At 56.4% G+C, this 24642-nt stretch carries 23 protein-coding genes and 1 pseudogene; 7 read left to right on the top strand and 17 right to left on the bottom strand.

What is annotated here, in order from left to right; translation table 11 throughout:
- Positions 1-43: 43 nt before the first annotated feature.
- Positions 44-727, bottom strand: a complete 684-nt coding sequence (locus AC2T28_RS08890; RefSeq protein ID WP_486748616.1) for an adenylate kinase — start codon at positions 725-727, stop codon at positions 44-46.
- 10 nt (positions 728-737) lie between these two features.
- Positions 738-2696, bottom strand: a complete 1959-nt coding sequence (gene acs, locus AC2T28_RS08885) for an acetate--CoA ligase (RefSeq protein ID WP_486748615.1) — start codon at positions 2694-2696, stop codon at positions 738-740.
- Positions 2697-3204: 508 nt separating this feature from the next.
- Between acs and AC2T28_RS08880 the strand changes: the two genes are divergently transcribed.
- The 6 genes from AC2T28_RS08880 to AC2T28_RS08855 all read left to right on the top strand — a co-directional run bounded on the left by AC2T28_RS08880 (position 3205) and on the right by AC2T28_RS08855 (position 8512).
- Positions 3205-4215 (top strand): C4-dicarboxylate TRAP transporter substrate-binding protein, encoded by a 1011-nt coding sequence (locus tag AC2T28_RS08880; protein ID WP_486748614.1) that lies wholly within the window; start codon positions 3205-3207, stop codon positions 4213-4215.
- 197 nt (positions 4216-4412) lie between these two features.
- The gene (locus AC2T28_RS08875) at positions 4413-5063 is read left to right on the top strand and encodes a TRAP transporter small permease subunit (RefSeq protein ID WP_486748613.1); all 651 of its coding nucleotides are present in this window, start codon (positions 4413-4415) and stop codon (positions 5061-5063) included.
- 11 nt (positions 5064-5074) lie between these two features.
- Positions 5075-6475 carry a TRAP transporter large permease gene (locus AC2T28_RS08870; protein ID WP_486748612.1) on the top strand — a complete coding sequence of 467 codons (1401 nt, stop codon included), beginning with the start codon at positions 5075-5077 and terminating at the stop codon, positions 6473-6475.
- Positions 6476-6611: 136 nt separating this feature from the next.
- Positions 6612-6956 (top strand): ATP-binding cassette domain-containing protein, encoded by a 345-nt coding sequence (locus AC2T28_RS08865; protein ID WP_486748611.1) that lies wholly within the window; start codon positions 6612-6614, stop codon positions 6954-6956.
- A gap of 130 nt (positions 6957-7086) precedes the next feature.
- Entirely contained in the window at positions 7087-7542 is a 456-nt protein-coding gene (locus AC2T28_RS08860) for a DrrA family ABC transporter ATP-binding protein (protein ID WP_486748610.1), read from the top strand.
- Positions 7502-8512 (top strand): hypothetical protein, encoded by a 1011-nt coding sequence (locus tag AC2T28_RS08855; protein ID WP_486748609.1) that lies wholly within the window; start codon positions 7502-7504, stop codon positions 8510-8512. Before AC2T28_RS08860 ends, AC2T28_RS08855 begins: the two co-directional genes overlap by 41 nt.
- A gap of 121 nt (positions 8513-8633) precedes the next feature.
- Here AC2T28_RS08855 and AC2T28_RS08850 read toward each other — a convergent pair whose 3' ends face one another.
- The 9 genes and pseudogenes from AC2T28_RS08850 to AC2T28_RS08810 all read right to left on the bottom strand — a co-directional run bounded on the left by AC2T28_RS08850 (position 8634) and on the right by AC2T28_RS08810 (position 14891).
- Positions 8634-8981, bottom strand: coding sequence for a RidA family protein (locus AC2T28_RS08850; RefSeq protein ID WP_486748608.1), 348 nt, complete (start codon positions 8979-8981; stop codon positions 8634-8636).
- A gap of 17 nt (positions 8982-8998) precedes the next feature.
- Positions 8999-9433, bottom strand: a complete 435-nt coding sequence (locus AC2T28_RS08845; RefSeq protein ID WP_486748607.1) for an ABC transporter permease subunit — start codon at positions 9431-9433, stop codon at positions 8999-9001.
- Entirely contained in the window at positions 9411-9755 is a 345-nt protein-coding gene (locus AC2T28_RS08840) for an ABC transporter permease subunit (protein WP_486748606.1), read from the bottom strand. The genes AC2T28_RS08845 and AC2T28_RS08840 overlap by 23 nt, the downstream gene beginning before the upstream one ends.
- Before the next feature lie 3 nt (positions 9756-9758).
- Positions 9759-10448, bottom strand: coding sequence for an ABC transporter permease (locus tag AC2T28_RS08835; RefSeq protein WP_486748605.1), 690 nt, complete (start codon positions 10446-10448; stop codon positions 9759-9761).
- 53 nt (positions 10449-10501) lie between these two features.
- Positions 10502-11296 carry an ABC transporter substrate-binding protein gene (locus tag AC2T28_RS08830; protein WP_486748604.1) on the bottom strand — a complete coding sequence of 265 codons (795 nt, stop codon included), beginning with the start codon at positions 11294-11296 and terminating at the stop codon, positions 10502-10504.
- A gap of 39 nt (positions 11297-11335) precedes the next feature.
- A pseudogene (locus AC2T28_RS08825) lies at positions 11336-12106 on the bottom strand (ABC transporter ATP-binding protein).
- Positions 12103-13488 (bottom strand): FAD/NAD(P)-dependent oxidoreductase, encoded by a 1386-nt coding sequence (locus AC2T28_RS08820; RefSeq protein WP_486748603.1) that lies wholly within the window; start codon positions 13486-13488, stop codon positions 12103-12105. Before AC2T28_RS08820 ends, AC2T28_RS08825 begins: the two are co-directional and overlap by 4 nt.
- Positions 13475-13801: a (2Fe-2S)-binding protein gene (locus AC2T28_RS08815; RefSeq protein ID WP_486748602.1), complete on the bottom strand. Its 327-nt coding sequence runs from the start codon at positions 13799-13801 to the stop codon at positions 13475-13477. Before AC2T28_RS08815 ends, AC2T28_RS08820 begins: the two co-directional genes overlap by 14 nt.
- Positions 13767-14891 carry an NAD(P)/FAD-dependent oxidoreductase gene (locus AC2T28_RS08810; protein ID WP_486748601.1) on the bottom strand — a complete coding sequence of 375 codons (1125 nt, stop codon included), beginning with the start codon at positions 14889-14891 and terminating at the stop codon, positions 13767-13769. Before AC2T28_RS08810 ends, AC2T28_RS08815 begins: the two co-directional genes overlap by 35 nt.
- Before the next feature lie 93 nt (positions 14892-14984).
- Between AC2T28_RS08810 and AC2T28_RS08805 the strand changes: the two genes are divergently transcribed.
- Entirely contained in the window at positions 14985-15893 is a 909-nt protein-coding gene (locus AC2T28_RS08805) for a LysR substrate-binding domain-containing protein (protein ID WP_486748600.1), read from the top strand.
- A 97-nt stretch (positions 15894-15990) separates the two neighbouring features.
- Here AC2T28_RS08805 and AC2T28_RS08800 read toward each other — a convergent pair whose 3' ends face one another.
- The 6 genes from AC2T28_RS08800 to AC2T28_RS08775 all read right to left on the bottom strand — a co-directional run bounded on the left by AC2T28_RS08800 (position 15991) and on the right by AC2T28_RS08775 (position 24629).
- Positions 15991-17700: an ABC transporter ATP-binding protein gene (locus AC2T28_RS08800; RefSeq protein ID WP_486748599.1), complete on the bottom strand. Its 1710-nt coding sequence runs from the start codon at positions 17698-17700 to the stop codon at positions 15991-15993.
- Between the two features lie 5 nt (positions 17701-17705).
- Positions 17706-18656 (bottom strand): ABC transporter permease, encoded by a 951-nt coding sequence (locus AC2T28_RS08795; RefSeq protein WP_486748598.1) that lies wholly within the window; start codon positions 18654-18656, stop codon positions 17706-17708.
- Complete coding sequence (locus tag AC2T28_RS08790) at positions 18653-19630, bottom strand: ABC transporter permease (protein WP_486748597.1); 978 nt, start codon at positions 19628-19630, stop codon at positions 18653-18655. Before AC2T28_RS08790 ends, AC2T28_RS08795 begins: the two co-directional genes overlap by 4 nt.
- Before the next feature lie 102 nt (positions 19631-19732).
- Complete coding sequence (locus tag AC2T28_RS08785; RefSeq protein WP_486748596.1) at positions 19733-21298, bottom strand: ABC transporter substrate-binding protein; 1566 nt, start codon at positions 21296-21298, stop codon at positions 19733-19735.
- Positions 21299-21517: 219 nt separating this feature from the next.
- Entirely contained in the window at positions 21518-23098 is a 1581-nt protein-coding gene (locus tag AC2T28_RS08780; RefSeq protein ID WP_486748595.1) for an ABC transporter substrate-binding protein, read from the bottom strand.
- 154 nt (positions 23099-23252) lie between these two features.
- Positions 23253-24629: a hypothetical protein gene (locus tag AC2T28_RS08775; RefSeq protein WP_486748594.1), complete on the bottom strand. Its 1377-nt coding sequence runs from the start codon at positions 24627-24629 to the stop codon at positions 23253-23255.
- Positions 24630-24642 lie beyond the last annotated feature (13 nt).

Below are 24642 nucleotides of genomic sequence, written 5' to 3'. Positions count from 1 at the left end.
GTGTTTGAATGTTCGGCCCCGGGGATGCCGGGGCTGAACTGGTTTAGCGAACGGCCTTGTTGACCAGTGTTGCCATGGACGCAGCAATTGCCGAGATTTCGCCCATTGCATCAATTGTCTGCAACGCGCCTTTGTCGCCATAATAGGCAATCAAGGGGGCAGTTAGGGCGTGGTAAGCTTCTAGCCGTGAGCTCACGGTTTCTGCGTTGTCATCGGCCCGACGCTTCATGTCACTGGCGCCGCATTTGTCGCAGATATCCTGTTTGGCAGGTGGTTTGAAACTGTCGTGATAGCCCTCGCCACACATGCCACAGGTAAAGCGGCCCGAAATCCGGGTGACCATAGCCGCATCGTCGACCTCAAGACTGATGGCCGCGTTGATCTTTTGGCCGGTCTCGGTCAGCAGATCATCCAGGGCCTGGGCCTGAACAGTGGTGCGGGGGAACCCATCCAGGATCACACCCTTGGCGCAGTCAGGTTCGCCCAATCGGTCGCGCAGGATGTCGATGACGATCTGATCACTGACCAGATCGCCGGCTTCCATTACAGCTTTGGCAGCCTTGCCTGCTTCGGTGCCAGCGGCTACTGCTGCGCGCAGCAAATCGCCAGTTGACAATTGAACCAGCCCAAACTGCTCTTCCAGCATGCGCGCTTGGGTTCCCTTCCCGGCGCCCGGAGGGCCGAGAAGTATGAGAACGGCGGGGGTTGTGGAGACAGTCGCGTCCATATTGGTCCCCTTATTTGCTAGCGCGATTGGCGATCAGGTCATCCACCACCGATGGATCCGCTAATGTCGAGGTGTCGCCAAGGCTGCCAAAGTCGTTCTCGGCAATCTTGCGCAGGATACGACGCATGATTTTGCCAGACCGGGTCTTGGGCAGGCCAGGGGCCCACTGGATCACATCGGGGCTGGCAATTGGGCCAATCTCGGTGCGTACCCAGGTGCGCAGCTCTTTCAGCAACTCATCACTGGGTTCGGCGTCGTTCATCAGAGTGACATAGCAATAGATACCCTGGCCTTTGATGTCATGCGGATAGCCAACCACGGCAGCCTCGGCGACGGCAACATGGGCCACCAGCGCACTTTCGACTTCGGCGGTACCCATGCGGTGACCGGATACGTTGATCACGTCATCCACGCGTCCGGTAATCCAGTAGTCGCCATCTGCATCGCGTTTGCAGCCGTCTCCGGTGAAATAGTAGCCTTTGTAATCGGCGAAGTAGGTTTTCTGGAAACGCTTGTGATCGCCCCAGACTGTGCGCATCTGGCCGGGCCAGCTGTCTTTGATGCACAATACACCATCGACATCATTACCTTTGATCTCGACGCCTGAAGTGGGGTCCAGAACAACCGGTTCGATACCAAAGAAGGGCTTCATCGCCGAGCCGGGCTTCATGGCGTGGGCGCCAGGCAGGGGGGTCATCAGATGACCGCCAGTTTCGGTCTGCCACCAAGTGTCAACGATTGGGCAGCGGCCGCCACCAACAATGTCGTTGTACCAGGTCCAGGCCTCGGGGTTGATGGGCTCACCCACGGTACCAAGAGTGCGCAGGCTGGACAGGTCGCATTTTTCAACCCACTCGTTGCCTTGGCCCATCAAGGCGCGCAACGCGGTTGGGGCGGTGTAGAACTGGTTCACCTTGTGTTTTTCGCAAACCTGCCAGAACCGGCTGGCGTCAGGATAGGTGGGCACGCCTTCGAACATCAGTGTGGTGGCACCATTGGCAAGCGGGCCATAGACAATATAGCTGTGTCCGGTGACCCAGCCCACATCAGCGGTACACCAGTAGATGTCGCCATCGTGGTAATCAAAGGTGATCTCGTGGGTCATTGCCGCATAGACCAGATAGCCACCAGTGGTGTGAACCACACCCTTGGGCTGACCGGTCGAGCCTGATGTGTAGAGGATGAACAGCGGGTCTTCGGCGTTCATCACAGCGGGTTCAAAGCTGTCCGAGGCCTCGGCAGCCATGGCGTTATAGTCGTAGTCGCGACCTTCAACCCAGTTGATGTCGCCACCGGTGCGCTTGACCACCAAGCATTTGACATCATCTCCGCAGTTTTCCAGCGCGGTGTCGGCATTGGCCTTGAGTGGGGTCTGGCGACCACCGCGAGGTGCATAATCGGCGGTGATGATAGCCTTGGCCTCGCAGCCGTTTACACGAGCGGCCAGCGCATCAGGGCTGAAACCGGCGAACACGATTGAATGGATCGCACCAATACGGGCACAGGCCAGCATGGCATAAGCCGCTTCGGGGATCATCGGCATATAGATGATTACACGGTCACCTTTACTGACCCCCATCGAGGCCAGGACGTTAGCCATACGACACACCGAGCCATGCAGCTGGGAATAGCTGATATGTTGGGCTTCTTCTTCCGGGTTGTCCGGCTCAAAGATGATCGCGGTCTGGTCACCACGAGTTTCAAGATGACGGTCGATGCAATTTGCGCTGACGTTCAGAGCGCCATCGGCATACCAGTTGATCGAGACCTCGCCAAAATTGTAATTGACGTCCTTGACTTGAGTAAAGGGTTTGATCCAATCAACACGTTTTCCTTGCTCGCCCCAGAACGCGTCTGGGTCGGCAATAGATGCTGCATACATCTGTTCGTATTTTCCAGCGTCGACATGCGCGTGCGCAACGGTTTCGGCTGACGGCGGATAAACGGCACTCTCGTGTTGCGTGGTCATCCAGGGTCCCTCCCTAATATTTTTTGCAGTTTGCCACGCGACCGCCCAAGGGGCAGGGCAGGCAAACTGTTTCCATCCTCGGCGACGATCATAGAGTAGGTTGAAAATATGTGAATAAGCGACGGGAAAATAACGATTTGCTTGTAAACGATTTTCCGAATCTTTTTTGACTTTGTAAAGTTGCTGATGCCTGTTTTGGGTTAGTGGTTAAAATACAAACGCTTAGCAGTTAAGGTGTCGGTGCAAAGTTGTTTTCTACACAAGGCCATAAAAACAGCGCGGGATCACAAAAAATGTACTGTACACCTGTGACGTGTTGGGTGGGCTTATAAGGTCATAAGAAACAAGGATGATCGCGCGCGTAAACGGTGCGAGTCACCTTGATTGGGCTGAAATAGGCGGTTTGAAAGGAAACATGGTTTGGTTGCAGGGTCTTGGCAGCGCTGCGGCTAATCGTTAGCTTACGATCAAGCGCCCCGCGACAAGGGCGCAAATTGGGAGATTTATTATGACTAAGATGTTGACTGCGGCTGTTATGGCCACTGCTGGTTTTGGCCTCGTATCCGAAGCGGCCGCGACCGAATGGAACGTTTCTGTTTGGGGCAAGCGCCGCGCCTTTACCGAACATGTTGAGAAATTGGCTGAGCTTGTTAGCGAAAAGACCAACGGCGAGTTCACTCTGAACATTTCTTATGGTGGCCTTTCTAAAAACAAAGAAAACCTGGATGGGATTTCCATCGGTGCATTTGAAATGGCGCAGTTCTGTGCTGGTTATCACCGCGATAAGAACCCAACCATCACCGTGCTGGAACTTCCATTCCTGGGCGTGAACACGCTGGAAGAAGAGGTTGCTGTGAGCCACGCTGTTTACGCGCACCCTGCGGTTCAGGCCGATCTGGCACGCTGGAACGCCAAACTGCTGATGACCTCGCCGATGCCGCAGTACAACATCGTTGGCACTGGTGAGCCTCGTGATGAGCTGGCAGAGTTCAAAGACATGCGTGTTCGCGCCACCGGTGGTATCGGCAAAGCGTTCTCATCCGTGGGGGCGGTGCCAACATCGGTAACAGCAACCGAAGCCTATAACGCAATGGAATCCGGTGTTGTAGACACCGTTGCCTTTGCCCAGCACGCACACCTGGCCTTTGGCACCATCAACCGCGCCGAATGGTGGACCGCCAACCTGAACCCCGGCACCGTAAACTGCCCGGTTGTTGTGAATACTGATGCCTATGAGATGCTGAGCGATGCAGAGCGTGAAGCGCTGGATAGCTCGGTTGATGAAGCGATCGAACATTACCTGGCAAACTATGGCGCATTGCTGTCCAAGTGGGACGATGTTCTGGTGGAAAAAGGCGTTACCAAGGTCGAGATTTCCGAGGCTGAGCTGGCTGAGTTCCGCAAGGTTGCCGCTGATCCGATCCGTGAAGCCTGGATTGCTGACATGACTGCACAGGGCATTCCAGCCCAAGAACTGTATGATCTAGTCATGGACACACTGGCAGATCAGCGCAAGTAAGCGGGTCAAATCTGATTTGGGCCGGGCGTCAATGCTCGGCCCTTTTTTGCACTGAAAACTTGACTGTTCCCACCCGGTCTGATCGGCAACGCACCAAGAAAATTCAAATTTTCTTGTCCGGAATTTTCGAAAATTCCGGCGATTGATGCACCGAGATTTTGCGGGTTTAGGGGCAGCACGTATTGGGGTTCTGATCCATGGCAACAGGCGCAGCGGTTCTGGAAGACGGGAGTTTGATTAGTCGGTTAGATGGCCAATTGTTACGGCTTGAACAATTCTTGGCCCTTGTCAGTGGTCTCGCGGTTTTTTCGCTGATGATACTGGCGGTGGTCTCGGTTGGTGGGCGCAATGCGTTTAACGCGCCTTTGCCCGGGTATGTGGACTGGATTGAACAAGCCATGCCGCTGATTGCGTTTATGGGCATTGCCTATGTGCAACGTGACGGCGCCCATATTCGTATGGATATTCTGATCGGATCGTTGCGCGGGCGTGCCATGTGGCTGTTCGAGCTGATCTCCGTCCTGCTGATCCTGCTGCTGATGATGGCATTGGTCTGGGGCAGCTGGTCCCATTTTGACCGATCCTTTGATTTTGCCGCACCGCTGTGGAGCCGCGACAGTTCGATTGACATCAGCCTGCCGATCTGGCCTGCCAAACTAATGGTGCCGGTTGCATTTTCGGTGTTGTGCTTACGGCTGACGCTGCAGGCCTGGGGCTATGGTCGTGCGCTGGTTCTGGGGCTGGAAACACCAGTTGCGGTGCCATTGATCCAAAGCGCAGCCGCGCAAGCTGCGGCTGAAGCAGAACAACTGAGCGGAGCCGACAATGGCTCGGCCAGCAAAGACTAAGGGGCAGGGACATGGAACCGATTGATATTGGCCTCTGGGTCACTGGCTTTATGCTGGTCATGGTGGTGGCCGGAATGCGGGTGGCCTTTGCCGCTGCTTCCGCGGGTCTGGTGGGCTTGATCTGGATTTTCTGGGCCAAGTTTGGCTATGCGCCTGACAAGTTCACCAAGGCGCTGACTGTCTCGATCAAGGTGGCGGGGCAGGTGCCGCACTCCAAGGTCTCGTCTCAGGCGCTTAGCTTGATCCCGACGTTTATCCTGATTGGCTATCTGGCCTATTACGCAGGGTTGACCAAGGCGCTGTTCGAGGCCGCAAAACGCTGGATCGCCTGGTTGCCCGGTGGGTTGGCTGTGTCGACAGTGTTTGCCACGGCGGGCTTTGCTGCGGTGTCGGGGGCGTCAGTCGCAACCTCGGCTGTGTTTGCCCGCATCGCCATCCCTGAAATGCTGGCGATTGGCTATAATAAACAGTTTGCAGCAGGCGTGGTTGCGGCTGCAGGCACCTTGGCCTCACTTATCCCGCCCTCGGCCATTCTGGTGATCTATGCGATTATCGTAGAACAGGACGTGGGCAAACTGCTGCTGGCTGGGTTTATTCCAGGCGCGTTCAGCGCGGTGGTCTATGTGACGTTGATTGTTGGCATCGCGCTCATTTTCAAAAACGTGGGCCCACCCGTCACTGGCTTTACCTGGCGCCAACGCTTTGAATCTCTGCCCGCAGCTATGCCGATCATCTTTGTCGTCGTGATCATCATTTGTTTTGTCTACAACCCTTTTGGGGACGAGGCTTGGGGAACCCCCACCGAAGGCGGCGCGCTTGGTGCCTTTGTGGTGTTCTGTATGGCCATCTACAACGGCATGAAGTGGCAGCAGTTGAAATCTGCATTGTTGGAAACCGCTAAGCTGACGGTGATGATCTTTACCATCATCTGGGGCGTGCTGATCTATGTGCGGTTCCTCGGCTTCGCCGATCTGCCGGGCGCGTTTTCCGACTGGATCACCTCGCTAGACATGTCGCCGATGCTGATCCTGATCTGCATCCTGCTGGCCTATGCGGTGCTGGGGATGTTCATGGATGCCATTGGAATGTTGCTGTTGACCCTGCCGGTGGTTTACCCGGCGGTGATGGCTTTGAATGGCGGCGAAAGCGTTGCTGCCGTCGACAGTGCCTTTGGTATGAATGGCACCATGTGTGCGATCTGGTTTGGTATTCTGGTGGTGAAAATGGCTGAATTTTGCCTGATCACACCGCCCATTGGCCTCAACTGCTTTGTGGTGGCCGGCGTGCGCGATGACCTGACCGTACAAGACGTGTTCCGTGGCGTGATGCCGTTCTTCATCGCGGATGCAATTACCATCGCCTTGCTTGTCGCGTTCCCGGCGATTGTTTTGTACCTGCCGTCGTTGGCTTGATCGTGGATAAAATCAGCATTCGATGCGCCACCTGGCGCATCGATTTGCTTGTTCGGCGGCGCCTGCAATACACCCCAAGAGTATTTTCGATTTAGAAAAAAACATTTTTGAGGTGATGGATTGAGCGACTTCAACAGTGTTTCTGTATCTGGTGTCACCAAAAACGTTCAGGACCAAGGCGCGGACCAAGCAGGCCGTGCGTGATGTGAGTTTTGATGTTGCCCCGGGCGAAGTGTTTGGCATTTTGGTCGCCAATGGGGCCGGGAAGACGACGATTATCAAGATGATGTCGACCCAACTGGCTCCGGATAGTGGTTCAATCTCGGTTGCCGGTTTTGACACCCTAAAAGACCAAGTCGAGATCCGCAGCCTGATCAATGTGGTCGAGGGCGGCGAAAAAGGTTTGTACCTTTTGCGGACCGCCTATAAAAACAGCTCAAGCTGTTTGCACCGCTTTATCGCGTTCCCAAGTCCGAATTGAAGGATCGCATTGCATCGGTTTTGCGCCGGGTCGATCTGGCAGAGGACGCCTGGCATGCACCCACCATGACATTCTCCAAGGGCGTGAAACAACGGACCTTGCTGGTCAGGGGCTGATCAACAATCCAAAGGTGCTGTTTCTGGATGAGCCCACAGTGGGGTTGGACATTGAGGCGGTGCAGACCACCCGCAGGATCATTGCCGATCTGGCCCAGGCCGGCACAACGGTCATTCTGACCTCGCATAATGCCTCGGATATCGACAGCACCTGCAAACGAGTGGCCTTGATTGTAGATGGGGCATTGCAGGGCATCTACCCGATCGAAGAGCTGCGCGCCCAGTACAGGTCCCGCGTGAGTTTTTGTGCCTCCGACCGGTCAGCTGTGCCGATTTTTACGGCCCATGATCCTCACCATCAGGTCGAAGCCACGCCGGTGGGCCAAAAGCTGACAATGAACTTGGACCGGGCGGGGATCGCACAGATCTATCGCTTGTTTGCGGATCACTCCGAAACGGTGTCGGATATCTCGGTCGAGGGGGCGTCGCTTGAGGAATTTTTCGGCACCTTCATCCGAAGACAGGGATGATGGACAAAACGGCTTCCTTGGTCTGGATCTATACGCGGCTGAATATCCGCCGAAAAATGATGGTATTTGTTGGGGGATCCAGCCGTTCTTCACGGTCTGGCTGTACTATCTGAACACGCCTGCAGGGTTTGACGATGCTCAGGCATTTTGGTTCATCCTGATCAATGCCAGCCTGGTGAACGGCTGGAGCATCTTGGTGTTTTCAACCCTGTCCGAGATCGACCGCGATCGTTGGACCGGTTTGCTTGGGCAATACCTGGTGATGCCAACGCCAATGCTTGAAATTCTAGCGGTGCGAACCCTAGCGAACCTCTGTTTTGTGTTGCTGTCGCTGGTTGTGACCTGTGTGATAGCCTTTGCATTGCTCCGTCCCGAGCTGTCATCGCTTTTTTCGTCAGTCTGGGGTTGGCTGCTGGCGGCGCATGTGGCGGTCTTCTTTCTGGCAACGATCTTTGCTCGCCTGCGAAACTGGGGCGTTCTCCGCTATGTCTTGGTGTCGCAAACCGGGATTTTTGGATTTGGCCTGGTGCAAGTCACCTGGGCGGCTGGTTTTACGGCTTTGACAGTGCTGATCGTGGCTGTTCCGACGTTGCTGTTTGTTGGCAGCGGCCCCATTGTTTTGCTCAACTTCACCATCGTGACTCTAATCATCTGCCTGTCCCTAAGTGCGGTAGGCCTGCTTTGTGCGATGTTCATCATTTCGATGAAGGACTATCTGATTTTCACCAATACTCTGTTCTTTGTGATCATCCTGACTTCGGGGGCGGTGGACAATATACAGTGTCGCCTGGATCTGCTGTTGATGATCAACCCGCTGCGGCCGCTGGTCAGCAGGGTGCAAGACACGGGCGCCGCAACACTCGCAGACTGGCGCATCGCGCTGGCTTGTAGGCTTGGGCTGGCCTATGTGTTTGCAGCCTGGATTGTCGCCAGGATCCAATCCAGGCGGATTGAGATCCATGATATTTGAGGCTTCGTGGGCGCGTTGACTATGAGACGGTCCGTCAAACAGATGGGGGAGTGCTTGGTTCCAGTGAGGCAGCACTCCCGGCTTTTCTGTTATCTCAGCAAATGATGAGGCGGGGCGGGTATCAGCCTTCCTTTACAGCCGCCGTCACAATCACCTCAACCAGCAAGTCCGATCCGGCCAGCCGCGCTTCGCAGCAGGCGCGGGCCGGGGCGTGGCCTTGGGGCACCCAGGCATCCCAGACCTCATTCATGGCGTCAAAGTCGCTCATATGGGCCAGCCAGACCACGGCTTGCAGGATATGTTCGCGCGAGGATCCGGCCTCTTCCAGCAGCGCGTCGACGCGGGACAGGCAATCACGGGTTTGGGTGGCCACATCCGGTCCGGTGCCAACCTGGCCACAGAGGTAGACGGAACCGTTGTGTTTGACGATCCGGCTCATCCGGGTGTTGGTGTGCAGGCGTTCGATCATGGGGTTTCCTTTTGCGATTAGGCTGGTGTTGGGGCTGGTGTGTCGGCTGCAACGGTCTCACGGCGTGTAAGATGCCCAAGATAGCGGCGTTCGAGCCAACGGAATACAGTGGTGATGACCAGCACGATCAGGAAATAGAGCAGTGCTGCGGTGATGAAACCTTCGTAGGCCAGGTAGAACCGCCCGTTCAGCCAGCGCCCGACACCGAGAATGTCCTGCAGTGTGATGGTGCTGGCGACAACCGATCCGTGCAGCAAGAAGATCACCTCGTTTGAGTAGGCGGGAATGGCGCGGCGAAAGGCGCTGGGAAGGATGATGCGCCGCATTCGACCCCAGGGCGAGTGACCGGTGGCGATGGCGGCCTCCACATCACTTGTGGGGGTGTCCACGATGGCGCCGCGCAGCAGTTCGGCGGTGTAAGCCGAAGTGTTAAGCGTAAATGCGATCAGCACACACCACCAGGCGCTGGACAGGATCGGGTCCCACAGCCGAACTGCTGCGCGGCGCTTCAAATTGGCCGAGGCCATAGTAGATCAGATAGGTCTGAACCAGCAGCGGTGTGCCGCGCAGCACATAGGTATAGGACCAAACCAATGGGTTGAGAATGCGGTGGCGCGAGGCCCGGGCAATCGCCAATGGGATCGCCAATAGTCCGCCGAGCACAAGGGCGAGAAATGTGAGCTCTAGCGTCACCCAGGTGCCGTAGAGAAAACGGTCGAAATTCTGGACGATCAGCGTGATGTCGAGCGGGATGTAGGAGAGGAAGGTTTCCATCGGTCAGGCCCTCACAATGCCGCGGCTATAGCGGCGACCAAGTGCGCGCAGGGCCAGATCGGACACCCCGGTGAGCAACAGGTAAATGACAAAAGCGGCGGCCATGAATGTGAACAGCTGCCCGGTAGAGCGCCCGGCGGTGAAGGCGTTGTAGACCAGATCCTGCAGCCCGATGACCGAAACAAGCGCGGTGGTTTTCAGCTGCACCAGCCAGTTGTTGGTGAACCCGGGTAGGGCATAGCGCACCATCTGTGGCCAGATGACGTGGCGAAACACCAGCGAGCGGCGCATTCCGATGCTGAGACCGGCCTCGATCCGACCGCGGGGGATGGCCATGATTGCCCCACGAAAAGTCTCGGTAAAGTAGGCGCCAAAAATCACACCGATGGTTCCCGCGCCTGCCACAAATTGGCTGACTTCGACATAGTCCCATAGGCCGGTGGCATAGCCCACATAGTTCAGCGAGATTTGCCCGCCAAAGAAGACCAGCAGGATCAGAACCAGATCCGGCACGCTGCGCACCACCGTGGTGTAGGCCCCGGCCAGCCGTTGCGCCAGCCGGTTGGAGGAGAGCTTTGCCCAGGCACCAAGCAGGCCGAACACAAGCGAGATGACCAGCGAGAACAGGGCCAACTTGATCGTCATGACTGTGCCGACGATCAGCTGGGGTTGGTATTCGAGGATCAGGTCCATGGGAAAACTCCAGTATGGCAAGGGCCGCGTATACACGGCCCCGCCGTTGCCGATCAGTTCGTGGGGACGGTATCGGTGCCGTAGATGTCTACGGCGAAATACTTGTCGTTGATTTCGGCATAGGTGCCGTTGGCGCGGATGGCCTTGATGGCGGCTCCAAAGGCGTCGCGCAGCTCTTGGTCACCTTTGCGCACTGCAATGCCAACGCCTTCGCCGTAGCAGTCCAGATCGGTGTGATCGCCGCCAAGGAAGGCATAGTTTGCGCCTTCGTCCTTGTTCAGGAATGCCTCATAGGCGATCAGACTGTCCGACAGTTGGGCGTCGATCCGGCCAAGCGTAAGGTCGCGGAACACCTCTTCTTGGGTGCCGTAAAGAACGATCTCGGCGCCAGGGAACATTTTTTCGGCATAGCACTGGTGTGTCGCGCCACGCTGTACGCCGATACGCTTGCCGCTCAAACCGTCAGCGGTGCCTTCAAAGCCAGCATCTTTGGTGGCAACCAGACGGGCCGGGGTTTGGTAGTATTTCTCGGAAAAGTCGATCTGGCGCTTGCGCTCTTCGGTGATCGACATCGAGGCGACGATAGCATCGAATTTGCGGGCCTTTAGCGCCGGGATCATGCCGTCCCACTCCTGTTCAACCAGGGAGCACTCGCGCTTGAGTTCAGCGCAAATGGCATTGGTGATCTCGATGTCGAAGCCAGCCAAAGAGCCGTCTGCTTTTTTGTAGGAAAACGGAGGGTAAGCGCCCTCGACGCCGATGCGCAGCGGCTCGGCAGCGGAGCTTAAGGGTGCAAGAGTTGTGATGGTCGCAGCAAGAGCTGCGCCAAGCAGGGATCGTCTGATCATGGAAAGTACCCTTAGGGGTTGTTGTAGATCTGGAAAGTGTCAGTTCATCCGGGACAGGAAGGACTGGAAGTGTTCGGTCTCAGGCGCAGAAAAGAGCTTGGCGGGGTCGCCTTGTTCGCAGATTCGCCCCTGATGCAGGAACACGGCTTTTGTGGAGACATCGCGGGCAAACCCCATCTCGTGGGTGACGACCAGCATGGTGCGGCCGTCCTTGGCCAGATCGCGCATCACCTTGAGCACATCGCCCACCAGTTCAGGGTCAAGCGCCGAGGTAGGCTCGTCAAACAGCATCACATCCGGGTCCATCGCCAGAGCACGGGCAATGGCAACGCGCTGCTGCTGGCCACCCGACAGATGCGCGGGGAAGTAGTCGGCGCAATCGTGGAGCCCGACCTTGGCCAGCAGCTCCTTGGCGCGCTCTATAGCCTGACGTTTCGGCTTGCCCTGAACGTGGACTGGGCCTTCGATCACGTTTTCCAGAACTGTCATGTGGGACCACAGGTTGAAGCCTTGGAACACCATCGCCAAACGGGCGCGCATCGTCTCGACCTGTCGTGCATCGCGCGCCACGGTTTCGCCGTGGCGGTTTTGCTTCATGCGGATATTTTCGCCGTTCAGGAACACGTCGCCTGAATTCGGGGTCTCCAGCAGGTTGATGCAGCGCAAAAACGTGCTTTTGCCTGATCCAGAGGCGCCGAGGATGGCGATCACGTCGCCTTTTTACGCCTCCAGCGAGACCCCTTTGATGACCTCATGCCAACCAAAGGATTTGTGCAGGTCATCGATCTTGAGCGCGGGCGTGGTGGTCATGGTTTGGTCTCCGGTTCGGGGGCGAGGGCAGCAAGCTCGCCCAGTGGGATCGGTTTGATTGGATTGCGGGCGCGCGGGGGCGTGGATGGCGCGGATGTGTTGCAGGCCGACAGGATGCCGCGCACGGTCAAATCACACATGCGCCCTTGGCAGGGGCCCATGCCCGCGCGGGTGGCCGTCTTGATCTGACGGTGCCCAGCTGCGCCTTCCTCTGCGGCGGCACGCACCTCCTGGGCGGTGATTTCCTCACAGCGGCAGACGATGGTTTCATCAGGGGGCGAAAGAACCTCGGGTGGGGGCGCATAAGTGGCGTCAAGAAAAGGACGGATCGCACGCGCGCGCCAGAGTGCGCCGCGATCCGCCGACGCATTCTGGTTGCGTGTATCGGCGTTGATCCGGCCCATCTGGTGCAGGATATCCTGCGCGGCCAACCAGCCCGCCACCGCTGCCGCCTCGGCCCCGGCAATGCCTGCGCTGTCTCCTGCCACATAAACTCCGGGGATTTCTGTGCGTCCCCAGTGGTCGGTTTGCGGATGAAAGCACCCTTGGGCTGTGTTCCAGCTGTGTGTGATCCCGGCTGCCCGCGTCATATGTGTTGATGGCACGACGCCTTGATGGGTCAGGAGCAATCCACATTCCAGTTGTTGGGGCTTGCCGCCAGACACAAAGCTGAAGTGGAGGGTTCCATTGCTTCCAGCTTTTGCCTGGAAAGACGATGCACCTTTGTACCGGCGGATCCGGTGTTTGCGGATCTTGTTCAGCAGCCCCAAGCCCTTGAGCAAGACTGGCATAGCAAGAGCCGCACGCGGTAGACGCCAGGCACCGCGCAGCGCCATTGCTTTGGTCTGGGTTTCCACCAGCGCCTTGGGAGGTGTTCCTGCGTCGATCATTTGCGATGCGACCAGATAAAGCAGCGGACCGGACCCCGCCAGCACAGCGTCTCGCGGCAGGAGGGACGAGGTTTTCATCAGGATCTGCGCAGCCCCTGCAGGCATCACTCCGGGTAGCGTCCAGCCGGGGAACGGTACGGGGCGTTCCTGGGCACCGGTGGCCAACAATAGATAGGGGGCTGGGGTTTGATGACTTTGCTCATTTTGCGACCAACAAACTGAAGGCCCCTGATCTATGCGCCAGACCGTTGCGCCATGTTCACAGCGGATATTCGGGTGGTCGAGGCCCTCAATCAGCGCCGCTCCGGCGGCATAGTCCTTGCCAAGCCAGCGTCGCTTGTCGCGGTTTTCTCCAACATTGCGAAATATCTGCCCGCCGGGGCGGGGTTGCTCATCCAGCAGCAGCACCCGTGCGCCACCCTGGGCCGCGATGGCGGCGGCGGCCATTCCAGCTGGGCCAGCGCCGACGACGATAAGATCAGGATTGTTCACCAGAGCCTCCCAATCGTGGCAAACCCGTTTGTCGACGTACAACCATGCCGTGGCGAACCTGGGTCATACAGGCCTGAACGTTGGGACGCCCATCAAGCTCGACCAAGCAGTCGAAACAGACCCCCATCATGCAATAAGCGGTGCGGGGTCTTCCCAGCTGTGCGGTGTGGCGCGACGCTTCTGCAGAATGGGCCAAGAGCGCAGCGGCAAGGCTATCACCTGCGCGTGCGGTTACCGGTACACCATCCACCTTTAGCGTCACTGTTTTGGTTTCAGCGTCAGGCAGTCTGTGAAATCTTGAAACGACGGTCATCGAAAGCCTCCAGGTTCGGGGCGCTGCTGGCGCCATCAATCCATTTTGCAAGCGAACCTGCATGATTTGGTGCGAGTGTTATGCCGCTGTGGCAGGTCACAAGGTATGCACTGGGGTGATCTGGTGATTGCGCGTAAACGGGGTAGCCATCGGGGGTCATGATCCGTAGCGCGCCCCAACTGCGCAGAACCCGAACCTCCGCCAACGCTGGCAACACGTCAACGGCGTGCTGGGCCAGCCAGGCGGTCTTGTCCAATGTGTCATTGTCGTCCAACCCAACCTCGGCCTTGGTGCCGCCGATCTGGATCCCACCCTCGTTTACCTGGCGGATGGTGCTGGACAAAAAGGGCAGGGGAGTGCCCAGCTTTTCGGTGATCAGCAACTCACCGCGCTGCGGGCGCACCCTCGTGCTGAACCCCAGTTGCGGGGCCAATGCCATCGCACCCAGACCAGCACAGAGAATAAGCCTGTCAGTGCCGTGTTTCTGGCCCAGTTGGTCTTGCAAGGTGAAGCCGCCACCGGGGGTGGGCGCGATGTGTTCGATTGTTGTGTTGTTGATTACGTTACCGCCTAGGCGCGACACTGCGATCCTGAGGGCGCGCAACAGCAGCAGCGGATTCACATGACCATCACGGGCGCAGTAGGTTGCACCAATAACCTTTGGGCCGATGGCAGGGAAGTGTCGGCGCAGTTCGTCGCCAGATAGTGTTTCTATGGGCAAGTTTAGCCCAAGCGTTTGTTTCTGATTGTTCAGATCCGCCTCAAAAGCATTGAATTCGGCGAGGTTTGTGAAAAACTCGTAGCCGCCGGGTTGCGCCAACTGGACATCCAGGCCGGTGATATCGGCAAGCTGTTCGGCAAATGCAGGCCAGGCAGACGCTGCGGCAGAGGTCCAGTGCGCATAGGCCGGGTAATCGGCCCCTTTTCCCTGAAGCCAAACCAGCCCAAAATTGCCCTGACTGGCGCGCTGATCGCTGTCTGAACCATCCAGCACGGTCACCTTGTGGCCAGCTTGCAGCAGACCCAGCGCAACGGACAGGCCAACAATGCCTCCGCCAATAATCGTGGTCTCTGCGCCCTGAATCTGCATTCGAATCCTCCTAAATCTGTTTTGTCACATGCCTAAAGATTGTAAAAGTTGAGAATTTTGACCTGCTTATGCGGTTAGGCTATGTATCGCCGCATGATAACACGACTAACACATAGACAACTCGAAGCCTTTCGCGCGGTGATGACCAAAGGCAAGGTGACACTTGCGGCAGAAGTGTTGAACGCAACACAGCCCACCGTCAGCCGGTTGATCTCGGATCTGGAAGCCACTGTTGGCTTTGATCTTTTTGAACGACGCGGGCGCAGTGTCATTCCTACACCCGAGGCGCAATCGCTGTATGAAGAGGTTGAAAGATCCTTTGTTGGATTATCCGAGATCAGCCGGGTGATTGATGACATCCGCGACTATCGTCGCGGCAACCTGTTGATCGCCGGAATGCCGGCGCTGGCGCTGAGGTTTCTTCCCCAAGTGATCGCTGAATTCATTGCCGATGAACCGGGGGTGCGGATTTCCCTGCGCGCACGCAGTTCGCAGTCGGTGTTCCGGAATGTGAGCTCACAGCAGTTCGATCTGGGGTTTGCCGAGATCGATGCGGAGCATCCAGCGGTCGATAGGCGAGTGCTGGCGAAGGGAACCATGAAAGCGGTGCTGCCTGTTGATCATCCCCTATGCGCCAAGCCGGTCCTTCGGGCCGAGGATTTCAACGACCAACCCTTCATCGCACTGGGTGAGGAGGTGTCGACCAGAACAGAAACCGATGTCTTTTTAGCTGCCAGTGGTGCGCGGCCCAAGGTTGTTGCAGAAGCGCAGCTTTCGGCATCGATCTGTGAAATGGTGGCCTGTGGATCCGGCGTGTCGATTGTCGAGCCGGTGACAGCGGCGCAAGCGGCAGAAAGCGGGTGGGTTGCTGTCAGGGATTTGGAGCCTAAGCTGACATTTTCGTATGATGTGTTGTTGCCAGCGCTTAGAAAACCGTCTCGCGTGGCGTCACGGTTTTTGGAGCTGGTCGAGACGCGGCTTGAAAACCTGCTTGGCAAATAGCAGCATCGGTTTTGTAGGAGCATGTGACACTGACGCAGGCAGGTATTTTGCGGCCAATGTTATGACCGCAAAACACTTTGCTGGAATCTCGGTGCGATTACTCTGCGGCGTTCAATCCTTCGGTCGACAGATCATCCAGCTTTGGCATCAGGTCCAGAAGTTCCTGTGCGTAGCTGGTTTGTGGATTGGCGAACAAATCATCCGTATTCTGAAGTTCAACAACCTTGCCGGCTTTCATAACTGCAACCCTGTCGCACATCTGGCGTACCACCGGCAGGTCATGGCTGATGAACAGCATGGTCAAGCCCAAATGCTCTTGCAGGTCCTTTAGAATGTTCAGGATCTGCGCCTGGATCGACACATCCAGCGCACTGGTTGGTTCGTCGCAGATCAGGAAACGTGGCTGGGTGGCCAGTGCCCGGGCAATTGAGATCCGCTGCCTTTGACCGCCGGAAAACTCATGTGGGTACTTTTGCCCAGCCCCGGATCCCAGCCCGACTTGATCAAGCAATTCATCCACGCGCTTGGTGATCGCCTTGCCTTCCATCAGCCGGTGGTGGCGGATGGGTTCGGCGACAATCTCGTTGACCCGCATACGAGGGTTCAGCGACGAGAAGGGGTCCTGGAAAATCATCTGGATGTCTTGGCGATAGGCGTTCAACGCAGCTTTGTCGCTTAGGTCACTGACGAGTTTTCCATCAAAAGTAACCGTACCTTCATCAACCGGATGAAGACCGGCGATCATCCGAGCCACCGTGGATTTACCTGAGCCACTCTCGCCGACAATGCCAAAGACTTCTCCGGCACGAACGTCAAAGCTCACATCGTCGACGGCTGTGAAATAGTCACGGTCCCAAGGCAGCAAACCCCGGCGTTGCAGGAAGCGTTTGGTGAGGTTTCGGATCTCGAACAGCGGCTTGTCTGGATCGTTTTCTACCTTGGGCCAATGGCTGGCCAGGTCTTCAATGGCAAACCGCGTCTCGCGCCCGCCATAGCTGATCTGCGGAAAGCGGTGTAGCTTGATGGTAGGGCGTGGCACAGCAGCGATCAGGGACTTGGTGTAGGTATGTTGTGGGTTGCCCATTACCTGTTCGGTAGGACCGCTTTCGACTACTTTGCCCGCATACATTACGGTCACGCGGTCTGTTGTGTCGTCGATCACCCCCATGTCATGGGTAATCAGGATCACGCCGACCTGCCGTTCGCGGGCCAGCTCTTTGATCAAATCCAGGATCTGCGCCTGTACCGAGACATCCAGTGCCGTTGTTGGTTCATCTGCGATGATCACATCTGGTTCGGTACACAGAGCCAAGGCGATAACAACGCGCTGGCGCATCCCGCCGGAAAACTGGTGCGGGTACTGGTCCATCCGGGTGTCAGGATCAGGGATACCAACGCGGTCAATCAAGTCACGCGCACGCTGTTTGGCCTCACTGGGCGTTAGGTCCAGATGCGCCAAAATTGTTTCGGTTAGCTGCTCACGCACGGTAAACAGCGGATTGAGCGAGGTAAGAGGATCCTGAAAGATCATCGAGATCTTTTTGCCGCGGAGCCCGCGCATGGCCTCCGCATCCAATCCGCTGATCTGCTCGCCCTTGAGCATGATTTCCCCGCTGGCAATCCTGCCGGGGCGCTCGAGCAGCCCCATAACGGCCGCGCCGATGGTGGATTTACCTGCACCAGATTCGCCAACCAAGCCATGGATTTCGCCGGGTTCAACGGACAGGTCCGCCTTGTCCACCGCAGTAAACAGCTGGCGGCGTGTGGGGAATTCAACCGAGAGGTTCTGAATGGTAAGAAGACTCATGAGTGTCACCGCAATTTCGGGTTCAAGGCGTCACGCAGCCAGTCGCCCAACAGATTAACCGATAGGGCAAGACCCAGAAGCGTGCAGGCTGGGAAGAAGAGGATCCACCATTCGCCGGAGAATAGGAAACCCTGTCCAACACGGATCAGTGTGCCAAGGGATGGCTGTGTCGGTGGGGCGCCAACGCCTAGGAAACTGAGCGTCGCCTCGGCAATAATGGCCAGAGCGAGAGAAATGGTAGCGATCACCAAAACCGGGCTCAGCACATTAGGTAGGATGTGACGGAACATGATGGGAATTGAGCCCCTGCCAATGAGCCGTGCGGCTTGAACATACTCTTTGTTTTTCTCGACCAGAGCCGCTCCACGCACCACCCGTGCGAATTGTACCCAATCTGAGAGCGCGATGGCTATGATCAGGACCCAGATGGCCATTTCATCGCGGTATTCTGGCGGAGTAAAGCCTTTGGCGACACCAAAGATCAGCATCGCAACCAAGATTGCGGGAAAGGTCAATTGCACGTCGGCAATGCGCATAATGATGGTCTCGACCCAACCGCCAAAGTAGGCGGCTACAAGTCCCAAAACCACACCAATAATCATGGCAATAAATACCGCCGAAGCGCCAACAAATAGCGAGATGCGCATTCCATATAGAATGGTCGAAAACACGTCGCGCCCTTGATCATCCGTCCCCAACAGGAACGTTTCCTGAGTAAAGGCGTTTGGTGTCCCCGGTGCGGTGAACCCGTTCATCAGGTTCAAGGTGGCAGGGTCAAACGGATTATGCGGTGCGATCAGTGGCGCAAAGACAGCTGCCAGAACAAGGACCAAAACCACCAGCGCGGCGATGATGGCCACGGGAGAGTGCCGAAATGCCCAAGCAAAGTCACTGTCCCAGAACTTGGCAAAGCGAGATTTGGGCGCGGTGGCGGGGATGTCTGTAGTCTGGGTCATGTTGTTTTCCCCTCAGTGCGCAGTCGCGGATCAATGGCGTAGTAGAGTAGGTCCACGATCAGGTTGATCGAGACAAACATGACCGAAATCAGCATCAGGTAAGCGGCCATTACAGGTATGTCGACAAACTGGATCGCGTTGATGAACAGCAAACCAACTCCCGGCCACTGGAAGACAGTTTCGGTAATGATGGCAAACGCGATGATCGACCCCAGTTGCAGACCGGTGATTGTGATCACTGGTACCAGTGTGTTCTTCAATGCATGGCGGAAATTGATTACGCGGTCGTTCAATCCGCGCGCGCGGGCAAACCGAATATAGTCGGCGCGCAAAACCTCGAGCATCTCTGAGCGAACGAGGCGCATGATCAGAGTCATCTGATACAGTCCTAGGGTAATTGCTGGAAGGATGAGAGCCTTGAGCCCAGAAGCTGTCAAGAAGCCAGTAGACCACCCGCCGATCATCACTGTTTCTCCGCGCCCAAAGCTTGGCAGCAGATTTAGTTCAACCGAGAAGATATAGATCAACAATATCCCAATGAGAAACGTCGGTAACGAGACACCGACCAAGCTTATGGTCATGATAGCATTGGCTGCAAAGCCTCGCCGTCGAATGGCGGTAAAAACACCTAGTCCAATACCTACCGTAATCGCAAGAACACCGGACACCAATGCCAATTCCAGCGTTGCAGGGGCACGCTCTTTAATAATTGTGGAAACCGGTCGTCCCTGTCGATAGGACACACCGAAGTTGCCTTGGGCAGCGCCCTGCAGGAACTTGAAGTATTGCACGGGGAAGGGCAGATCGAGACCCAGTTCGCCACGCAGCCGTTCAATATCGGCTTGGGTTCGTTCTTGGCCCAGCATGTTGTCGATCGGATCACCGACAAATCTGAACATCGAAAATGCAACCAGTCCCACGACCAGAAGCACGACGAAGGACTGAAAAGCCCTTCGGATAATATATGCAAACATAAAGTTTCCCCGTTGGTTCCACAGTCTTGGCAACCCAAACCCATATGGTCAAGGGGTTGCGGACATGGTTGCCGCCAATCTAGCGGCAACCTTCCAACCGGGTCAGTTCACGGTGACCCAGCGCAAGATGAAGAAGTTATCCGGGCGTTGCGTCAGTTCGACGTTGCTGCGGGCCCCCCAAACCAAAGGCTGGACATAAAGCGGCACGTAGACTTGTTCATCCTGAACAATCTGAGTGGTTTCATCGATCATCATTTGCCGTTTCCCGGGATCAATCTCGGATTGGATCATCGGCAACAGCTCATCGACACGGGAGTTTGAGAACCCACCGAAATTCCAGCTGCCCAGTTTCTTCTCAGCATTCGGTGTCGTAACCAGGAAACGGAGCGGATGTTCGGCATCAAAAGTACCCGGGCTCCAGCCAAGCAGATACATGTCGTAGTTATCTTCCCGTAGCTCAGGCCAGTAATTGCGAACCGGCATCGCATCCAGTTCGGCAGTGATACCGACCTGGGCCAACATACCTACGACAGCCTGACAGACAGCTTCATCGTTCAGGTAGCGGTCATTGGGGCATTTCAGGCCAAAGGAAAATCCATCGCCATACCCGGCCTCGGTCAACAGCGACTTGGCTTTCTCGGCATCATATGCCGGGCGGGCGGCGTTTGAAGCAGAATACCCACTCATCGCCGGGCTCACCAATTGCGAGGCTTCCTCGGCGTTACCGCGCATAATAGTTGCCAGTATTGCAGGCACGTTGATTGCACTTGCAACGGCTTGGCGCACTCGAACATCTCGGAATGGGTTCGGTTTACCAGCGTCAGCTGCATATTTCAGCGTTTCTGCCTCGTGACCAAAACCAAGCATAATAACCCGTGCTTCGATGCCTTGGATAACCTCAACACCATCACTGCTTATCAACCGCGCCGCATCTTGGATTGGGACCGGATTGATCAGATCGACGTCACCCGACATAAGGGCTGCAACTGCGGTGGCCGGGTTTTGAATCGGAGTGAATTCGGCACGTTCGATGTTGTGCTCAACTTCGTCCCACCAGCCACCAAAGGGTTCAAGCACGGTACGCAGCCCTGGCTCGCGGGCTGTCACCTGAAAGGCGCCGGTGCCATTGGCGTTGATGGTGGCGAAATTGCCTGCTTCCTTATCTGGCAGGGCGGCGTTGTTGGCTTCGGCCCAGCCCTGGTCCATGATCATCCAGTTGGCGATGGACGATGGAAACAGCGGGTTGGGCGCACTTGTCATGAAGTCGACGGTATAATCGTCAACCACTTTCACATCGCTCACCGGTGCAAACCAACTGCGGGTATCGGAAACTTCGTTCGATGCCCGCTGGTAGGAGAACAGTACGTCTTGTGCGTCAAAACTGCTGCCATCGTGGAAGGTCACCCCTTTGCGCAGCTTGAATCTCCAGCCTTCACCATTGCCGATTGGCTCCCAACTGACGGCTAAAGCAGGTTCAACACTCATATCCTTGCCACGTCGGACAAGGCCTTCGTAGACATTATTCAAGAATCCAAGCACCGGGGCAGAATTCACTGCATGTGGGTCCATGGTTTGCGGATCGGTGGTTGATGCCCATTTGAATTCCGCGGCCTGTGCGGTGCCTGCTAGCAATAGGGCCAGCCCTACGGCGCTGCTTCGTAGTTTCATTGCGTTTCTCCCCGTGTTTCCGTGATCTTATCGCCAGTCTTGTTGGTTTTCATCCAGCCGTAAAGGCAGGTTGGGCTCGTCCTCACGGGACCGTGACTAGCAGCAAGCCTCATAGGGGGACGCCTGGCTGCTGCTAGGAATAAAATTTGGGGAAAGCGTTCGCTGAGCGCGATAAAATGGGCATGGGGCGCAGCATAGTTGCCGCGCCCCGCCAGTTGATTAGTTCAAGGTGAAGTACTTGAACTTCGCGGTGTCATCCGGAGCAACGCCAGTGCCAACATTCGAGGCCATGCCCCAGTTCAGCACCTGGTGGTGGATCGGAATATACAGCTGTTCATCCTGAACGACCTGCCAGATCTCACCGATCTTGGCATCGCGTGCAGCCAGATCTGTTTCCGAGGCCAGACCTTCGATCTTGGCATCCAACTCGCCGTTGCCGAAACGCGTGCCGTTCCACGATCCGTACTTTTCACCCTTGGAGTGAACCAGGAAGTTGAAGATGTATTCCGAGTCATATGTCGGAACACCCCAACCCAGCATGTAGAAGTCGGTTTCCAGGTTGTTGATCAGCGGGAAGTGCTGCGCCTTGGGCTTGGCATCCAAGTTCACTTTAACGCCAATCTGGGCCAACATGCCAACTGACGCCTGACAGATCGCTTCATCATTGATGTAACGGTCATTCGGGCAGTTCAGCGTGATCGAGAAACCGTCACCATAGCCAGCTTCGGTCATCAGCGCCTTGGCGGCCTCGACGTCTGTAGCGGACGAGCCGTCCATTGCCTTGTCCCAGCCGTTCACAAACGGTGGCGAGATCATGCCAGCCGGAGCGGATTGACCACGCATAACCACCTGTTTGATGGCATCGCGGTTGATCGCCATCGACATGGCCTGACGGACACGTACGTCGGCAAGAGGGTTCTTGCCGTCAATGTTGTCGGATTTCAGGTCAGCATCACCCTGGTTCATACCAAAGAAGATCACCCGGTTCTGTGGTGCGGTACGAACATCCAAACCATCCGTGCTGGACACGCGGTTCAAATCCTGCACTGGCACGTCTTGGATAAAGTCCACTTCACCAGACAGGAGCGCAGCCACGCGGGTCGACGCATTCTGAATAGGGGTGTAGACAATCTCGGTCACTTCCATTGGGAACTCACCTTTGCCCCAATAGCTGTCATTGGCTGCCAGAACCGTTTTTACGTCGGGCTCGCGGCTAACCAGCTTGTAAGGGCCGGTGCCGTTTGCGTTCTTGGCAGCATAGGTGTCTTCGCCACCTTCATAGTCCTGCACCTTGACCGCATTGTTCGCCTCGGCCCAATCTTGGTCCATCATGAACATGTTGGTCAGGTTGTTTGGCATGATTGGGTTCGGACCGTCAGTTTCGATCTCGACTGTATACTTGCCAGTTGCCCGAACTTCTTTGACCGAAGCCAGAAGTTCTTTGTAGTCAGAGTCCTTGGTCATTGCGCGGTTCAGCGAGAAGACTACGTCGGCGCTGTCGAACTCAGCACCGTCGTGGAATGTCACACCTTCGCGCAGCTTGAAGGTCCAGACATTTGGGTTGTCAGCCGATGGCCCCCATTCAGTCGCCAGTGCAGGCACCATGGCACCGGTCATGTCACGCATCACCAGCGGTTCCATGATCTGGTGCGCCAGCGCTGAAGTTGGCCCTTCGTTTTGAGCGTGCGGATCCAGCGTCAGTGCATCACCTGCGCGGGCCCAGCGGATTGTGTCGGCCGATGCGCCTGCAGCCAACATGGCCGTAGCGCTTGCCGCCAGCATAAGTTTGCTCAAATTCATTTTGTTCTCCCTTAATGTTCGTATTGGCACCGTATCGTGCGTGGTTGGTTTGCCAACCTTAGAGGGCCCATCATCCAAATGATTGGGAAATAATCAATATTAGAATCCACTTTTGCGTTAGAACGGCTCAGTCAGTCGCCGCAATCGCGAATGACTATTCCACCACAGGCTGTGCTAGCACCCAGAGGCTGAAGGAGGTCAGCTCGACCATGAACACCATCATCGGCAGTTGGCTTAGAACGGCCTGACGGTGTGTTCTGAACAGGCGGCGGGCTTCGATATGGGCCAGAAGAACCGACAGGGCATGGCCCGTCACCAAGGCGATCACGGCTATCCACCACACGTCTTCTGCCGTCATCACACCAACGTCGATCATTCCGTTTGTGTCACCCAGCAGCGCCCAGCCAAGGTCAAACGGGTCGCTTAGCGCAGGGATAATCAATTGCCCGGCCAGCATGAGAAAAAACACATAATGGGCTAGGTGATATGCAACGGCTATGGGTAACAATGACGTTGCAAAGCCTGTAAATACCTTACCAAATTTAATGCTGCGACCCGCTGCCAGCCATACAGCGAGTGAAAGGACGGTATAGAGCATCCAGGCGACTAGGATTGTGATGAACAGCCCAATGCTAAGGATGAGTTTCAGCAGATCCACGCCATAGTCGCGAAACGTTAGCAGCCAGGGCCGCAGCGTTGGCGACTCTGTCACCCATTGGAGAGTTGACGACCAGATTGGTGTTTCAGAAATCCCGTCAAACAGGACGATTGCAATAAGAGCTACGACAAATGCCGACTGCGATACAGTCATGGATTGCCCGATCAGTCCCGATGTTGGGAGACGGAATTCCAACCGGTTGCGTTGAATGCCAATTGGGGCAAGTCGCCCAAGCAAGCCAAACAGAAGCGTCAGTGGATCAGCTGACTGACACCAGGTTGATCGCCCCAGCCACAAAGAGCCAAGGAAAAGTCCAAGGGTATAGAGCAGGACGATGAGAGCCATGGCTTTGGGGCTTTCTGACCAATCCGACACAAGTTCAATCCAGGACAGAAAGATCAATCCAAATACAGCAAGCCAACCAACCCAAGCGGAGGGGCGAGCACGGCGTTTGCGGGGCTCAAACCGGAGCAGAGCGACATCAATGATTGTTGCAAAGGGGTTCAGGCTCGACCACAGATCAACGACCAATGCGCTTAACAAAACAAAGCCAACCCACCAGATGACCCATATAAAGATCGTTGCAAGGTTCTGAGTAGGGGACGCGGGCCCGAATAGTGCGACAATGAGGATCAGAACCAGCGCAAGCACTGCCAACATGCGAAACAAAGGGGCCGCAAACCGGGTGACTTGGTATGGAACAGGGATGCCAACAGCTGAGCGCATGTGCTTCTCGACACGCAGGAAAAGTGCTGATCCCAGAAATGTAAGGGCCACCGTCAACCCGGCGCCTGCAAGATAAAAGCCAAGTGGCAATGGCAGATCATACCGTTGCCCAAACGCATGCGCCCAGCTTGTTTCTGGTACAGCCACACAGAGGAGGGCG

Source organism: Parasedimentitalea nitratireducens (assembly GCF_057444295.1).
Note: the sequence above shows the minus strand (reverse complement) of the source record. Positions and strands in the feature narration are given on the sequence as shown.